Consider the following 16,362-nt stretch of genomic DNA (forward strand, 5'->3'; position numbering starts at 1 on the left):
GGATTGAACGACGCCACCGCCCGATGACCACCGCCACGCTGCTGCTGCCGGAAAAACGTCGTCTGCCCGGTGAACTGGGCGACACGCCGGTGGCGCGTGCGCTGGCGCGTGCCGACCAGCACGGTGCCGAGCCCGGCGAAGTGGCGCAGCTGCAGCGCCACTTCACGCTGACGCCTGCGCACTGGCCGGTGGCCGCGTTGACCCGCCAGCTCGATGCCGGCGATGCGGCCGGTGCGACCTGGGTGCGTGCCGATCCGGCCTATGTGGTGCCGGATATGCAGGGCGCGCGCTTGATGGGCTACGGCGAGGCGCTCGGTCCCACGGCCGAGGACCTGGCGGTGTTGCTGCCCATCCTCAAGCCGATGTTTGGCGATGCCGGCTTCCTGCTGGATGCGCCCACGCCTGCGCGCTGGTACCTGCGGCTGTCGCCGGATGCCAAATTGCCGGAATTTGCGCCACCGGATCTGGCGATCGGCGACGACCTGTTCGAGCATCTGCCGGCCGGCGAGATCGGCCGGCGCTGGCGCGCCTTGCTGACCGAGGCGCAGGTGCTGCTGCATCAGCACCCCTGGAACGAGGGCCGCGTGGCCAGCGGCAAGCCGGCGATCAATTCGCTGTGGTTCTGGGGCGGCGGCGTGCTGCCGCATGCGGTGAGCTCGCCGCACCGTCAGGTACGCAGCCGCGAATCGCTGCTGCGTGCGCTGGCGCTGGCGGCCGGTGCCGATGCGCAGGGCGAACAACGCGTGGATGCGTTGGTGGACCTGCGCCATCTGCGCTCGCTGCAGCAGTTCAGCGACGATGCGGTGGCGCCGTTGCTGGCGGCGATGGCACGTGGCGAACTGGATCGGCTGGTGCTGGATTTCCAGGACGGCGAAACCGTGTCGCTGACGCATGCGCAACGCTGGCGTTTCTGGCGCAAGCCGCGCGTACAGCTGGCGCAATGACCTCCACCCCGCGGATCGTTCGGCGCCCGCCCGGGCAGGCCGGCAGCTGGCCCGATGCCATGTTGCCGCTGCTGCGCCGCATCTATGCCGCGCGCGGCGTCACCGATACCCACGGCGCGCACCCGCGCCTGGGTCAGTTGCTGTCGCCGCAGTTGCTGCACAACAGTGACGTGGCCGCCGAGTTGCTGGCCGATGCGATCGCCCGGCAACGGCGCATCCTGGTGGTGGGCGATTTCGACTGCGATGGCGCCACCGCCTGTGCGGTCGGCGTGCGTGGCTTGCGCATGCTCGGCGCGCTGGATGTGCATCACGCGGTACCCAATCGCATGGTGCATGGCTACGGCCTGTCGCCGGCACTGGTGGAGGAACTGGCCGCATTGCAGCCGGATCTGCTGGTCACGGTCGATCACGGCATCGCCTGCCACGCCGGCGTGGCCGCGGCCAAGGCGCGTGGCTGGACGGTGCTGGTCACCGACCATCACCTGCCTGGCGAGGTATTGCCGCCGGCCGACGCGATCGTCGATCCGAATCTGGCCAACGATCGCTTCCCGAGCAAATCCCTGGCCGGGGTCGGGGTGATCTTCTATGTGCTGATGGCCTTGCGCGGTGTGCTGCGCGCGCGCGGCGCCTTCGCGGAACGCGCCGAGCCGGATCTGTCGGTATTGCTGGACCTGGTGGCAGTCGGCACCGTCGCCGATCTGGTGCCGCTGGACACCAACAACCGTGCGCTGGTGTCGGCCGGCCTGCGCCGCCTGCGCGAGGGCAAGGGTTGCATCGGCCTGCGCGCCTTGATCGATGCCAGCGGCCGCGACGTGGCGCGTCTGAGCGCCAGCGATATCGGATTTGCGTTGGGCCCGCGTCTCAACGCAGCCGGCCGGCTGGAAGACATGGCGCTGGGCATCGAGCTGCTGCTCAGCGAGGACTGGAACCGGGCGCGCGAGATCGCCGGCATGCTGGAAGAGATCAACGCCGAGCGCCGCGCGGTGCAGCAGTTGATGACCGACGATGCCGAGCAGGCCGTCACCAAGGTGGTGCTGGATGCCGATGGCGCGTTGCCGATCGCCGCATGCCTGTTCGATGCCGACTGGCACCCGGGCGTGATCGGCCTGGTGGCCTCCAAGCTCAAGGACCGCCTGCATCGCCCGGTGATTGCATTGGCGCCGGCCGAGCCCGGCAGCAGTCAGCTGCGTGGTTCGGCGCGTTCGATCCCCGGCCTGCATATCCGCGATGTGCTGGCGGCAGTGGATGCGCGCCACCCGGGCCTGATCCAGAAGTTCGGCGGCCATGCGATGGCGGCCGGGCTGAGTCTGGAGCATGCCGCGCTGGCGACCTTCGAACAGGCATTCCAGCGCCAGGTGCAGGCGATGGTCGACGCCTCGCTGCTGCATGCCGAATTGCACAGCGATGGCGAACTGGCCGCGCACGAACTCGATCACCTGCATGCCGAAGCGCTACGCGTGGCCGGGCCGTGGGGGCAGGGCTTTCCCGAGCCGCTGTTCGATGGTCAGTTCGAAGTGCTGCAATGGCGCCTGCTCAAGGAACGCCATCTCAAGCTCATGCTGCGCTGCGCCGGCCGTGCCGAACCGCTCAACGCCATCCACTTCAACGGCTGGCGCGGCAGCGAGCCGGCACGTATGGTGCGGCTGGCGTACCGCCTGGTCAGCGACGACTATCGCGGCGGCACCGCGGTGCAGTTGATCGTCGAGCACTGCGAGCCGGCGACAGTCACGGGCTGAGCGCGCGGCTGTCAACCGCGGGCTTCGGTAGGGGCGGCAGCGCGGCCCTGCAGCCAGGCTTCACATCAACCGCTCTACACGGGGCGGCGCACCCACAGCCGGCATGTACGTGGTGGTACATGCCGCAAGTGGCGCATGCCTGATGGCGGCAAGGTGGTTTGGTTCGTCGCTCAAGGCGTCTTGCAAGACAGTGCTGCAAGCAGACCTGCGCTCGCACGACCTCGCCCCGGTCAGGGCGCCTTCTTGACCTCGGTCACCAAGGTCGGCAATTCCCACGCGCCGCCAGCGGCGACCAATCTGCACAGGCCCGAGGTGGATTCGGAGGTCGGCACGAAACGGCGGCCGTCCCAGGTCCAGCTGGACTCGCTGTAGCAGTCACCCAGGCCGCGTCCCTTCTGCGATGCAAGGATGGTGGAGCCGTCGATATCGCTGGCTTGCGTGGTCACCAACGTCGGCGCGAACGGCGCGCGTGCATTGATGACCCAGAAACCGGTGCCGATGTTGTAGGCGCCCATCCAGCAGTCGGTCGAGACCAGCAGTTTGTCGCCGCTGAGCCGGGTGACCGACAGCGGCTCGGCTGCATCGCCAGCCTGCAGCCCCTTGCATTCCTCATCGGCCGGCAAGCTGGCACGCAGCGCTTGGTACAACGCCGGCAGCGTGCCCAGGCGCGCATCGGCTGCTTGCGTTGCTGCGAGTTTGACCGCTCGCACCTGCGGTGCGGGCACAGCCGGCAGCACTGCAGCCTCGTCGCGATCGCCCTTGCGCAACAGGGCGCCGCGCGTGCCCAGCCGGCCCTGGAACTCGTCCATCTTCAGCAGCACCGCTGCGGCGCCGCGGTCGGACAGCTGCCAGCGGCGACCATCGTTGCCGAGCGCCACGATCTTGCTGCTGCGGGTCAGTGCGGCCAGCAGCGCGGTCACCTGCGCGCTGGTCAGCGGTGCAGTGCCGCTGTCGCGATTCAGTGCCAGCTTGCCCAGGTCGCGCTGGTCAATGCGCAAGGTGAGCGATGCCGGCATCTTGAGCTCGTCGTACTGGCCCAGCATCAACTCAGCAGTGACCTGCTGCCCCGCACCGGCCTTGCGCGTCAGCAAGACCGACACCGGCGTGCTGCCGTCGTCATCCGGCTGATAGCCAGCGGCGCGGCAGGTGCGGGTGTTGTCGCAGGCGATGGTCCAGTCCTGGTGCTCGAAGGCGATGCCGACCGGCGCATCGGCAAGGGCGGCGGCAGGCGCGAGCAACAAGGTGGCGGCAAGCAGGGTAGGGCGCATGGTGTCTTCGAAAGAGCGTGTCCGGCGCGCATCTTGCGTTGCTGCCGACGGGCCGTCCAGTGCGTCGCATGCCGAAGCGGGACACGCCTGCGCAACATTTTCATGACGGCACCGGCGCGCTGTCGGTCTTGCTCGCCGGTCGCGGCCTGCGTGCACGCAATCCGAACAAGGGACGCAACCAGCGCGCCCGGCGGATCGCAAACTCATGCAACGTCAGGCAGCCGATCACGGTGGCGGCGATCACCAGCGCCGGCTCCAGCCAGGCATGCAGATGCAGGGGCATCAGCCAGTACAGCGTCACGATGATCAGGCTCTGGTGCAGGATGTACCACGGGAACACCGCCTCCGTGCAGTACGGCAGCCAGCGGAACGGGCGATTCAATCGAAGCCTGGCCCAGCCAAGAATCGTCAGCAGCGCCAGCCAAGTGTAGGCGGCCCGTGCGCTGTGTTCGATCGCCTCCCACGGCAGCGCGGCCAGCGGTGCACCCAGTTGCGCAGTCTGCCCCTGGATGCTGGCATAGCGAATGCCCAGTTCGGTGCCGATCGCCACCAGTGCGGCGACCAAGGTGAGCCAGCGCAGTTGTACGGCCAGCTGCCAGAAACGCTCGCGGCGTGCCAACAGATACCCCAGGACGAACAGCGGGAACGATTCGGCGTGCACGAACCAGTCGCCAAACAGCGCGTGGGTGGGCGGATGCCGCGGCATCACCCACAGCACGCAGAACGCTTCCCACAGCATCGGCAACAGCAGCAGCGCCGGCACCGCCAGCGCAGCGGGTAAGCGCGGCCACGCGGCCAACCGCAGCGGTCGGGTCAGCGACACCAGCGCCGTCAAGGCGATGGTGTAGGGCAGCAGATAGGCCAGATACCACAGATGGTTCCAGGTAATGCCGTGCTCCCAGCCATCGAAACTGCCGGCCGGCCATGGCCGCACCTGCCAGTAGCGCAACAGGAAGCTACCGAAGCCCGGGCTGACCTTGCCGTTGCTCACGCCCTGGCAATAGGCCTGCACCGCGACCACCACGAACATGCCGAACAACAGCGGCGGCAGCAATCGCCCGCAGCGTTGCAGGGCGAAATGCCAGGGCCTGGCCTGCGGCCGCGCCAGCCCGATCGCGATGCCGGAGATCATGAACAACAGCGGCATCCGCCAGCGGTTGAGCACGATCATCGGCCATTGCAGCCATTGCGCGGTGTGCACGCTCTTGAGGTGGAAATCCCAGTCGGCCACATAGGCCATGCCCACGTGGTAGAGGATCAGCAGTGCGAAGGCGAAGACGCGCAAGGCATCGATATCGTGACGGCGTTCGGTCATGGTGGTGTCGGCAGGAGGCATGCCCGCATCCTCGGCAACGCAGGCCCCAAGCAGCTGCGCCAAGGGCGGCAATGCCGTCCCCGAGTGACCAGTTGCGGTCCCACAGGGACGAACCGGGGACGGCAAGCGGGCGGTTTGCATAGAATGCGCGGATGAATTCACCTGTGTCCGGGGCTATCGCACGCGAGACCGACAGCGATTCCGGCGCGGGCAGGCGCTGGGTAGCGTTGATCTGGCTGCTGGTTTTCTATGGCAGCGCGCTGGGCAACACTGCGAGCATATGGCTGGCGGCACGGCGCGACGGTCAGCCGCTGCTGCTGTGGCAGGTGCTGACCTGGGAGCTGAGCAGCGCGACCGTCTCACTGCTGCTCTTGCCGCCGCTGATCTGGCTCTGCACGCGTTGGCCATTGCATGCCGATGTCTGGCGGCGGCGCGTTCCTCTTTATCTTGCGGCCGCACTCGTCTGGTGGCTGCTGCACGTGAGCGGCATGGTGCTGCTGCGCAAGCTGGTCTATCTGGCGGTCGGTGCGCACTACGATTTCGGTGCCTTGCGGTTGCAGTGGCTGTATGAACTCTCCAAGGATCTGCGCACCTTTGCCTTGCTGGTGGCGCTACGGCATGCGCTGGCATGGTATGGCCGGCGTCGGCAGGGCGAGGCACATCTGCTGGCCGCCCCGGACGAAGGCCCGCCGGTCGAGCCGCTGGACCGTCCGGAACGTTTTCTGGTGCGCAAGCTGGGGCGCGACTTCCTGGTCGCCACCGCCGACATCGAATGGATCCAGGCGTCGGGCAACTACGTCAATCTGCATGTGCGCGGCCACGATTACCCGCTGCGCAGCACGATGGCCGCGATCGAGGCCAAGCTCGATCCGGCCGTGTTCGTGCGCATCCACCGCAGCTATCTGGTGCAGCTGGCACGCGTACAGGCGATCGAGCCGCTGGAATCCGGCGACGCCCGCGTGCACCTGGCCGACGCCACCGTGCTGCCGTGCAGTCGCCGTTACCTGGCCGCGTTACGGGCGATGGCAGGGCAGGCGCCTACCCCGCAGCGTGTGGAGGCCGCGCAGGGCTGACGGTTGTCCAGGCTGTCAGCCCTGCGATCGCACCGAGGGCTTTGCAGTGTCAGATGGGCCCAGGCGCTCGTCATCTGAGCCGCCTCCTGGCTGCCTTGTTCCGGTCTGAGCTTGCAGTGCTGGCCATGACGTCCACCGCCGGCACGAAACTGCGGCCCGTCACGATCGCCACCGCGTTCCGCCACCGTCGCCCGCTTGCTAAACTAGCCAGCTTGTTTGCCGGAAGTCCGTCATGATCGAAACCAATCCGATCCGCCAGCGCATCACCGATCTCAACGATCGCGTGCTCTCGCTCAGGGGGTATCTTTGACTACGACGTCAAGAAAGAGCGTCTAGAAGAAGTCAGCCGGGAGCTTGAGAGCCCCGATGTGTGGAACGACGCCGAGCGCGCGCAGGCCCTGGGCCGCGAACGCTCGCTGCTGGAAAAGACCGTCATCGGCATCGCCGATGTGCTGGCCGGCCTGAGCGATGCGGCCGATCTGCTGGAACTGGCCGAAAGCGAGCAGGACGAGGACACCGCGGTGGCGGTGATCGCCGATCTGGACAAGTACCAGACCCATGTCGAGAAGCTGGAATTCCAGCGCATGTTCTCCGGCCAGATGGACGGCGCCAACGCGTTCGTCGACATCCAGGCCGGCGCCGGCGGCACCGAGGCGCAGGACTGGGCCGAAATCCTGTTGCGCATGTACCTGCGCTGGGCCGAGTCGCGCGGCTGGAAGACCGAGCTGATGGAAGTGTCCGGCGGCGAAGTGGCGGGCATCAAGTCGGCCACGATCCGCATCGAGGGCGAGTACGCCTATGGCTGGCTGAAGACCGAGATCGGCGTGCACCGGCTGGTGCGCAAGTCGCCGTTCGATTCGGACAACCGCCGGCATACCAGCTTCACCTCGGTGTTCGTGTCGCCGGAAGTGGACGACAACATCGAGATCGACATCAACCCGGCCGATCTGCGCACCGACGTGTATCGCTCATCGGGCGCCGGTGGTCAGCACGTCAACAAGACCGAATCGGCAGTGCGCATTACGCATATTCCGACCAATACCGTGGTCGCCTGCCAGACCGGCCGCAGCCAGCACCAGAACCGCGACAACGCGATGAAGATGCTGGCCGCCAAGTTGTATGAGCTGGAAGTGCAGAAGCGCAACGTCGAGCGCGACGCGCTGGAAGCCACCAAGTCCGACATCGGCTGGGGCAGCCAGATCCGCAACTACGTGCTCGACCAGAGCCGCATCAAGGATCTGCGCACCGGCATCGAACGCAGCGACACGCAGAAAGTGCTGGACGGCGACCTGGACGAATTCGTCGAGGCCAGCCTCAAGGCCGGTCTGGCGGCAGGCTCCAAGCGCCTGGATGCCTGACCGCAGCAAGACCTCGCCGCGCCCGCCGCGCAGCGACGTCTTTTTTCGCGGACGCTGCGACATGTGCAGCGCCGCGCAGCCTGTACATCGCCACGCAGTCCCGTTGCGCCGTGCAGTTGTCACCGATACACCGTAAAACGCAGGAACCGGCCAGCCCGGTTCCGCATTCTCCACCGGGCACGCGCCCGACCTATCGCAGACCGATTCCCGCCATGACCGAGCAGACCCCCGCGCCGCAGATCCCCGCCGACGAGAACAGCCTCATCGCCGAGCGTCGCGCGAAACTGGGCGCGTTGCGCGGCCAGGGCATCGCCTATCCCAACGATTTCGTGCGCGAACACTTCGCCGGCGATCTGCAGGCCGAATTTGCCGATGCCGACACCTGGACCTCTGAGGCACTGGAAGCAAGCGGCCGCACGGTCAGGATGGCCGGCCGCCTGATGGCCAAGCGGGTGATGGGCAAGGCCAGCTTTGCGCAGATCCAGGACGAGTCCGGGCGCGTGCAGCTGTTCCTGCAGGGCAATGTGCTGGGCGATGCCTATACCGCGTTCAAGGGCTGGGATGTCGGCGACATCGTGGCGGTGGAGGGCGGGCTGACCCGCACCAAGACCGGCGAGCTGTCGGTCAAGGCCAGCGCGCTGCGCCTGCTGACCAAGTCGCTGCGTCCGTTGCCGGACAAGTGGCACGGCCTGTCGGACGTGGAGCAGCGCTATCGCCAGCGCTACGTCGATCTGATCGTCACCCCGGAGGCGCGCGAGGTCTTCATCAAGCGCTCCAGGATCATCCGCGCGATCCGCGCCTGGCTGGATACGCGCCGCTTCCTGGAAGTGGAAACGCCGATGATGCATTACATCCCCGGTGGCGCCACCGCCAAGCCGTTCACCACCCACCACAACGCGCTGGACCTGGACCTGTACCTGCGCGTGGCGCCGGAGCTGTACCTCAAGCGGCTGGTGGTCGGTGGGCTGGAGCGGGTCTACGAGATCAACCGCAATTTCCGCAACGAGGGTGTGTCGACCCGGCACAACCCCGAGTTCACCATGCTCGAGCTCTACGAGGCCTATGCCACGTATCACGAGATCATGGACCTGACCGAGCAGGTGATCCGCGACACCGCGCAGTCGGTATTGGGCACCGCCCAGGTGAACTGGGACGGCGCCGCCATCGATCTGGCGCCGGCTTTCCGGCGCTGGCGCATGGATGAGGCCGTTCGTCACCACAATCCGGAGATCAGCGCGGCTGATTGCACCGATCGCGATGCGCTGCTGCGCCATTGCGAACGGCTGAAGATCAAGGTCAAGCCGTCCTACGGCTGGGGCAAGTTGCTGCTGGAAATCTTCGAGGCCACCGTGGAACACACCCTGGTGCAGCCGACTTTCATCACCGACCACCCGGTCGAGGTGTCGCCGCTGGCGCGTTCCAGCGACACCGAGCCGGGGTACACCGACCGCTTCGAGCTGTTCATCAACGGCAAGGAGCTCGCCAATGGCTTCTCTGAGCTCAACGACCCGGAAGACCAGGCCGCGCGCTTCCAGGCGCAGGTGCAGGCCAAGGACGGTGGAGACGACGAAGCGATGCATTACGACGCCGATTACATCCGTGCGTTGGAGTATGGCATGGCGCCGACCGGCGGCCTGGGCATCGGCATCGACCGGCTGGTGATGCTGCTGACCGGCAGCACCTCGATCCGCGATGTGCTGCTGTTCCCGTACATGCGTCCGGAAGCCTGATCTTTTTTGTGCCGTCGGCGTGCCGACGGCACAGATACTGCATATGCTAGAGCGGAGCCCCGAATGGCGTATCGTCGGGGGAGTCGGCACAGCGGCCGGCGTCATCGCTTTTCCGTTCTCGGGATAGAGGAGCAACGGCTATGCAGGATGTTTTGGGTAATCTTGCCGGCGTATCGTCGGCGGATCCATCGGGAAGCTGGTCGGAAAAGGCGGATCTGGGATTGAACATCGTCATTGTCGATGACCAGATGTCTGCGCGGACGATGCTGCGCCACGTCATCGAGGACATCGCACCGGAGTTGAAAGTCTACGATTTCGGTGACCCGCTCGACGCGCTGGCGTGGTGCGAGGCCGGACGGGTGGATCTGTTGCTGCTCGACTACCGCATGCCCGGCATGGATGGGCTGGAGTTCGCCCGGCGTCTGCGCCGGCTGCCCAGCCATCGCGATATTCCGATCATCCTGATCACCATCGTCGGCGACGAGCCGATCCGCCAGGCGGCGCTGGAAGCGGGCGTGATCGATTTCCTGGTCAAGCCAATCCGCCCGCGCGAACTGCGTGCGCGCTGCGCCAATTTGCTGCAGCTGCGTCAGCAGAGCGAAAGCGTCAAGCAACGCGCACTGTCGCTGGAGCAGCGTCTGCTGGCCAGCATGAACGAGGTCGAGGAGCGCGAACGCGAGACGCTGTCGCGACTGGCGCGTGCCATCGAGTACCGCGACTCGGGCACCAGCGCCTTCCTGGAGCGCATGTCGCACGTGGCCGGCCTGATCGCCGAGCAGCTCGGCTTGTCGGAAGAAGAAGTGCGCATCATCGAGATGGCCGCACCGCTGCACGACATGGGCAAGATCGCCATTCCCGATGCGGTGCTGCTCAAGCCGGGCAAGCTCACCGACGACGAGATGAGCATCATGAAGCGGCATCCGCGGATCGGCTACGAGCTGCTCAGCGGCAGCCAGAACCGCTTCATCCAGGTCGGCGCCCTGATCGCGCTGCGTCACCACGAGCGCTACGACGGCACCGGCTATCCGGATGGACTGGTGGGCGAGGCGATTCCGCTGGAAGCGCGCATCGTGGCGGTGGCCGACGTCTTCGACGCACTGTTGTCGCCGCGCCCGTACAAGGAGGCCTGGACCATGGACGCCGCGCTGGCTTATCTCTACGCACAACGCGGTCGCCTGTTCGACCCACGCTGTGTGGATGCGCTGCTGCGCGGCCGCGCGCAGCTGGACCAGATCTGCGGCGAATTCTCGACCGCATCGGCACGACCCGGGGTGTAAGGCTATGAATCCGTTCGGAAGGATCCGGCAGCGGTTGATGAATCGACCTGACAGCGAACATGGCCAGGCGATCGTCCGCATCGTTCTGATCAGCCTGATCCTGTCGTATGTCCTCGTGCCGAGTGTCCGGCACAGTTTGCCGCTGCACCAGCACACCGGTGTCTTGGTCATCGTGCTGACAGGTCTCGGGCTTGGCCTGGCGTTGTTTGGATGGCTGCTGTGGCGACCCGACCGCTCCGATGCGCGTCGTATCCTGGGCATGCTGGCCGATTACGGGTTGATGGCGGCCGGCATGATCCAGATGGGCGAGCCGCTGGCCTGGGTTTATGTCGTGGTGATGTGGGTCACCGTCGGTAATGGCCTGCGCTACGGCAACCGCTATCTGTATCTTGCGGTGGCAATGGCGGTGGTGAGCTTTTCCACGACGCTGTCGATGACCGAATACTGGCAACGCAACCAGCGCCTTGGGGTCGGGCTTGCGGTTGGTCTGGCCGCCGTTCCGCTGTATTTCTCCAGTCTGCTGCGGCAGTTGACCCGTGCAACCGCCGAGGCGCGCCGCGCCAGCGAGGCCAAGAGCCGCTTTCTGGCCAACATGAGTCACGAGTTTCGGACACCGCTGAACGGTCTGTCCGGAATGACCGAGGTATTGGCAACGACGCGTCTGGACGATGAGCAGCGCGAATGCCTGAAAACCATTCAAGCCTCCACACGCAGTCTGCTGGCGCTGGTGGAGGAGGTGCTGGACATCTCGGCCATCGAAGCCGGCAAGCTCCGCATCAATGCGTCCGATTTCGCATTGCGCGATACGCTGCAGGCCATTGCGCTGATCCTGGAACCGCAGGCGAAGACCAAGGGCCTGGACTACCGGGCGAACGTGGCAGAGAACGTGCCGACGCTCTTGCATGGGGATGCGATCCACCTGCAGCAAATCCTGCTCAATCTGGTCGGCAATGCGGTCAAGTTCACCGATCATGGCCGCGTGCAGCTGACCGTGGCGGTCAGCAATGCCCAGGCGGCGACCGCAGTGCATGCCCGCGCCGGACTGCGGCTGCGGTTCGAGATTCTGGATACCGGTATCGGCGTGCCGGTCGACATGCGCCCGCGCCTGTTCGAGGCCTTCGAACAGGCCGATACCGGACTGGCCCGGCGGTTCGAAGGCAGCGGGCTGGGAACGACCATCGCGCGGGGACTGGTCCAGTCGATGGGCGGCGCAATCGGTTTCGATGAAAATCCAGAAGGCGGTAGCCTGTTCTGGTTCGAGCTCCCGTTCGGTCCGGCGACCGCCAAGCCGGCCACCTCGACACCGCCCGTGTTGCAGGACGCCGATGCCACAACGATCCCGGGCAACGTGATCGCGTTTGCCGATCCATTCCTGCGCCACCGTGCCCGCGTACGCAGCATGATGATCCTGGTGGCAGACGATCACCTGGCCAACCGCCTGGTCCTGCAGCGGCTGTTGCAGAAAGCGGGACATCGCGTGACCTGCGTGGATGGGGGTGAGGCCGTGCTGGACGCGTTGGCCGAAACCGACTACGACGCCGCCATCGTCGACCTGCACATGCCCGGCGTCAGCGGCCTGGACATGCTCAAGCAACTGCGGGTCATGCAGGCGGGTGGCAAACCGGGCACCCCGGTGGTGGTGCTGAGTGCCGACGTGACACCCGAGTCGATTCGCAGTTGCGAGCAAGCGGGTGCATATGCATTTCTGGCAAAGCCCGTTGCGGCGGTCAAGCTGCTGGACACCCTGGCCGACATTGCCGTCAACCAGAAATTGCGTCAGGCCGATCCGGTCATCGTCCAGCGTGGCCCGGCGTTGAGCGGTGTGGTGCTCGATCCTGCGGTCCTGGACGAACTGGCCGAACTGGGCATGGGGAAGGAATTCGAACGCGAGTTCATCCAACAGTGCCTCAGCGATGCGGCTGCCTGTGTGGTGCAGCTTGGCAAGGCCGCCGCCGACCAGGACTGGGAGCGGTTGCGCGAGCATGCGCATGCCGTCAAGGGGGTGTCCAGCAATCTCGGGCTGGTCGGACTGGCCGAGCAGGGCGGTGAGTTGATGCGGCTTTCCGAAGCCCAGTTACGCGCCGAATGGCGGCAGCGGCTGGAGCAGCTCAATCACGGGTTGATGCAAGGACGCGAAGCGCTTGCCCTGCGGGCCCAGAAAGCATCCGATGGCGACGTCACGGGCAACGGCGATTCGGGCTGAGCAAAGCCCGGCCATCGGCCGGGCCTGATTCCCCCAGTATTGGATCGACCAAAAATCAGGCAACGCTTGCGCCGGCTCGGCGATTTTGTGCCTTGACCAGGCGGTCCATCGTACGCAGCGATTTGTCGCTCAGGGCCAGCGCCGTGTCGACCCAGACTTCGGTAATGCGCAGCAATTCGTCGTAAGGCACTGCCTGTGCCAGATTGCGCGCCGCGTTCATTGCCAGATAGGAATTGGAGATGCGCTTCTGCTGGCGGATGAGGGTCTGGGTAGCCGCGACGCCCTGTCCCTTGGGTACCAGCACGTCCACGATCCCCATCGCATGCATCTCTTCGCTGCTGTAGATGCGTCCATCGAGAATGATCTTCTCTGCCAGTTGGGGCGAAACGCGACGGCACAGGAAGGAATACGCGCCCATGCCCGGAAACAGGCCGAACAGGACCTCGGGCAGCCCCATGCCGATGCCTTCCTCGGCAACGATGGTGTGGCAGGCCAGCGCCATCTCCAGCCCGCCTCCCAATGCATCGCCTTGCAGCAGCGCAATGCTGCGTACGTCCCCACCGAAGCCGACATGCAGGTGATGGACGCCTTCCACGCAGCGAATCGCATAACGCATGAGCTGCTCGCGATTCTGTTCGCGGATCAAGCGTGCGAACAGGTCCAGATCGCCGCCGAGATTGAATGCGTTCGCGTCGGAGGCCAGTACGAAATGGCGGAGCTCGCCGGTGCGACGCTCATGCGGAGCGCGGGTGATGGTGCTCATGATCTCCCACATGTCTTCCAGCAAGTCGGTCCGGCAGCACGGCCGTACTCCGGCATCCGCGTCCGCATGCATAAACAACCAGTGGGTGCCGTCGGCGACCGATGAGTCAACACGAATGGTGGGGTGAGGACGGCCGAGGTAGCGCTTTTCAATCGTGTTCATGGGCATGATCCTGGGAGGGCCCGCGATGGGAGAGTGGATGCCGGCGGGCGCGCACGATCCACTCCAAATCGATGCTACACCGGCACTATCTCCATGAACGCAGAGGGCTTTCCCATCGCCGGGAAAGCCCTCTGGTGTGCATCTTCGGCAGGGTCTTCACTTCCTGCCGGGACATGTCTGCGATTACCTGGGTGGCGTATCCCGCAATTCGCGGCGCAGGATTTTGCCGACGTTGGTTTTCGGCAGTTCCTTGCGGAACTCGATCACTCGCGGCTGCTTGTAGCCGGTCAGGTTGGCGCGGCAGTGCGCCTTGACGGCGTCGGCGGTCAGGGCAGGGTCCTTCTTCACGATGACGGCCTTGACGATCTCGCCGGACTTCTCGTCCGGTACGCCGACGGCGGCCACTTCCAGCACGCCGGGCATCTCGGCAATCACGTCCTCGATCTCGTTCGGATACACGTTGAAGCCGGACACCAGGATCATGTCCTTCTTGCGGTCGACGATGTAGACGAAGCCCTGTTCGTCCATCCGCGCGATATCACCGGTATGCAGCCAGCCGTCGGCATCCATGACCTTGGCGGTTTCTTCGGGCTTCTTCCAGTAGCCCTTCATCACCTGCGGGCCCTTGATGCACAGCTCGCCGATCTCGCCCAATGGCAGCGCCACACCGGCGTCGTCCTTGATGCAGGCATCGGTGGACGGAATCGGCAGGCCGATCGAGCCGTTGTAGTCCTTCAGGTCCATCGGGTTGATGCAGGCGGCCGGCGAGGTTTCGGTCAGGCCGTAGGCCTCGACCAGGGTCAGGCCGGTGACTTTTTTCCAGCGTTCGGCGACCGAACGTTGCACCGCCATGCCGCCGCCGAGGGTCATCTTGAGCGAGGAGAAATCCACCTGATCGAAGCCGGGGGTATTGAGCAGGCCGTTGAACAGCGTGTTGACCCCGGTGAAGGCGGTGAAGCGGGTCTTCTTCAGTTCCTTGACGAAGCCGGGCATGTCGCGCGGATTGCTGATCAGGTGATTGCAGCCGCCGATCTTCATGAAGACCAGGCCGTTGGCCGTCAATGCGAAGATGTGGTACAGCGGCAGCGCGGTGATCACCACCTCGGCGCCTTCTTCCAGCTTGCCGGTGCCGGCAAGCCACTGATGGGCCTGCTGCATGTTGGCCACCAGATTGCGGTGGGTGAGCATCGCGCCCTTGGCCACGCCGGTGGTGCCGCCGGTGTACTGCAGGAAGGCGATGTCGTCGGGCTCGATCTGCAAGGTCGGCACGCTGTGCTTGCGGCCCAGCGCCAGTGCGTCGCGGAAACGGATCGCGCCATTGAGGCGGTAATCGGGCACCAGCTTCTTGACGTACTTGACGACGAAATTGACCAGCGCCGCTTTCGGGAAGCCGAGCATGTCGCCCAGCCCGGTGGTGATCACCTGCTTGACCGGGGTGTCGGCGATGACCTGCTGCACGGTGGTGCCGAAGTTGTCGATCACCACCAGCACGCTGGCACCGGAGTCGATCAGCTGATGCTTCAGCTCGCGCGGGGTGTACAGCGGATTGACGTTGACCACGGTCAGGCCGGCACGCAGGATGCCGAAGGTGGCGACCGGATACTGCAGGCAGTTGGGCATCATCAGGGCGACGCGGTCGCCTTTCTTCAACTGCAGTTCGCCAAGCAGATAGGCGGCGAACTGCTCGACCAGTTGATCAGCTTCGCGATAGGTGATGGTCTTGCCGAAGCTGTGATACGCGGGGCGGTCGGCAAACCGCTCGACCGAGGTGGCGAACACCTCGGCCACGGTACGGAACTGCTCCAGATCGATCTCGGCGGCAACGCCGGCCGGATAACTTTGCAACCAAGGACGTGCCTGATTCATCTGCCCCCCTCCAGGGTATTCGGTACGTGACGCGGTGTGTTCCACGGCACTACAACAGCGGGCAGCATACCGTCATGGATGGAAAAGGCGAAGCGTGATGCAGAGCAGCATTCAAGCGTGGTGGCGGGTCGGGCTGGTCGCGATTTTGGTCGTGGCCTTGAGCGGTTGCACGCGTGCCGCACCGGAGCAACGGCTACGCGCAACACTGGAAGCGATGCATCAGGCGATCGAGGCGCGGCAGATTGGCGCGGCGATGGCGCCGGTGGCCGAGGACTTTGTCGGCGAACAAGGGCTGGACGCAGCCGGGCTGCGGCGACTGATGCAACTGCAGATGCTGGGCAACCGCCGCATCGGCGTGACCCTGGGGCCGGTGGAGGTGCAGCTGCGCGACGACACCGCGCGCGTGCGCTTCACCGCGCTGCTGACCGGTGGCAGCGGACGCTGGCTGCCCGAGCAGGCACAGACCTATCAGGTGACCACCGGCTGGCGCCTGCAGGACGGCGACTGGCAGCTGACGCACGCGCAATGGGAGCCCGCGGGGCGCTGAGCACGGCGACTCCGGTGTGCGCATCGTCAGGCGAGCGCGGCCGGTGTCTGGTGGCAAGGTATCTCCCCCGTTGCGCTGCGTCGCGTGCAGCGTCTTGCTGCCTCCGACGACGGTTCACCG

At 65.7% G+C, this 16,362-nt stretch carries 12 protein-coding genes; 8 read left to right on the forward strand and 4 right to left on the reverse strand.

The genetic code is table 11. The annotated features are described in order from the left end of the window. The first annotated feature begins 23 nt into the window (after positions 1 to 23). Together DGN21_RS09280 and recJ are read left to right on the forward strand one after the other, a co-directional pair. Positions 24 to 944, forward strand: a complete 921-nt coding sequence (locus DGN21_RS09280; RefSeq protein WP_102581183.1) for a phosphoglycerate mutase — start codon at positions 24 to 26, stop codon at positions 942 to 944. Then, complete coding sequence (recJ, locus tag DGN21_RS09285; RefSeq protein ID WP_215825203.1) at positions 941 to 2,680, forward strand: single-stranded-DNA-specific exonuclease RecJ; 1,740 nt, start codon at positions 941 to 943, stop codon at positions 2,678 to 2,680. Before DGN21_RS09280 ends, recJ begins: the two co-directional genes overlap by 4 nt. Positions 2,681 to 2,910: 230 nt before the next feature. Here recJ and DGN21_RS09290 read toward each other — a convergent pair whose 3' ends face one another. Further along, positions 2,911 to 3,948, reverse strand: coding sequence for a DUF1176 domain-containing protein (locus tag DGN21_RS09290; RefSeq protein ID WP_215825204.1), 1,038 nt, complete (start codon positions 3,946 to 3,948; stop codon positions 2,911 to 2,913). Positions 3,949 to 4,048: 100 nt separating this feature from the next. Then, on the reverse strand, positions 4,049 to 5,263 hold the full coding sequence (locus DGN21_RS09295; RefSeq protein ID WP_215825237.1) for an acyltransferase: 1,215 nt from the start codon (positions 5,261 to 5,263) through the stop codon (positions 4,049 to 4,051). A 152-nt stretch (positions 5,264 to 5,415) separates the two neighbouring features. Here DGN21_RS09295 and DGN21_RS09300 point away from each other — a divergent pair, with 152 nt between their 5' ends. The 5 genes from DGN21_RS09300 to DGN21_RS09320 all read left to right on the forward strand — a co-directional run bounded on the left by DGN21_RS09300 (position 5,416) and on the right by DGN21_RS09320 (position 12,904). Beyond that, on the forward strand, positions 5,416 to 6,336 hold the full coding sequence (locus DGN21_RS09300) for a LytTR family DNA-binding domain-containing protein (protein WP_252374702.1): 921 nt from the start codon (positions 5,416 to 5,418) through the stop codon (positions 6,334 to 6,336). A 232-nt stretch (positions 6,337 to 6,568) separates the two neighbouring features. Further along, positions 6,569 to 7,694 (forward strand): peptide chain release factor 2 gene (gene prfB / locus DGN21_RS09305; protein WP_102252050.1). Its coding sequence is split into 2 segments (ribosomal slippage): positions 6,569 to 6,643 and positions 6,645 to 7,694, totalling 1,125 coding nucleotides; the frame shifts between segments, so codons are not numbered across the junction. A gap of 212 nt (positions 7,695 to 7,906) precedes the next feature. Then, positions 7,907 to 9,424, forward strand: coding sequence for a lysine--tRNA ligase (gene lysS, locus DGN21_RS09310; RefSeq protein ID WP_104576814.1), 1,518 nt, complete (start codon positions 7,907 to 7,909; stop codon positions 9,422 to 9,424). 140 nt (positions 9,425 to 9,564) lie between these two features. After that, entirely contained in the window at positions 9,565 to 10,701 is a 1,137-nt protein-coding gene (locus DGN21_RS09315) for a two-component system response regulator (protein WP_029219717.1), read from the forward strand. Between the two features lie 4 nt (positions 10,702 to 10,705). Further along, the gene (locus DGN21_RS09320) at positions 10,706 to 12,904 is read left to right on the forward strand and encodes an ATP-binding protein (RefSeq protein WP_164738920.1); all 2,199 of its coding nucleotides are present in this window, start codon (positions 10,706 to 10,708) and stop codon (positions 12,902 to 12,904) included. Between the two features lie 55 nt (positions 12,905 to 12,959). Here DGN21_RS09320 and DGN21_RS09325 read toward each other — a convergent pair whose 3' ends face one another. Together DGN21_RS09325 and DGN21_RS09330 are read right to left on the reverse strand one after the other, a co-directional pair. After that, entirely contained in the window at positions 12,960 to 13,829 is an 870-nt protein-coding gene (locus DGN21_RS09325; protein WP_126966337.1) for a crotonase/enoyl-CoA hydratase family protein, read from the reverse strand. 183 nt (positions 13,830 to 14,012) lie between these two features. Continuing rightward, positions 14,013 to 15,695 (reverse strand): long-chain fatty acid--CoA ligase, encoded by a 1,683-nt coding sequence (locus DGN21_RS09330; RefSeq protein ID WP_126966336.1) that lies wholly within the window; start codon positions 15,693 to 15,695, stop codon positions 14,013 to 14,015. 97 nt (positions 15,696 to 15,792) lie between these two features. Here DGN21_RS09330 and DGN21_RS09335 point away from each other — a divergent pair, with 97 nt between their 5' ends. Next, positions 15,793 to 16,242, forward strand: a complete 450-nt coding sequence (locus DGN21_RS09335) for a hypothetical protein (RefSeq protein WP_024937708.1) — start codon at positions 15,793 to 15,795, stop codon at positions 16,240 to 16,242. The last annotated feature ends 120 nt before the right edge of the window (positions 16,243 to 16,362 follow it).

The organism is Xanthomonas sp. MLO165 (assembly GCF_018831305.1).
In the GTDB taxonomy this organism is placed as follows: Bacteria; Pseudomonadota; Gammaproteobacteria; order Xanthomonadales; family Xanthomonadaceae; genus Xanthomonas; species Xanthomonas arboricola.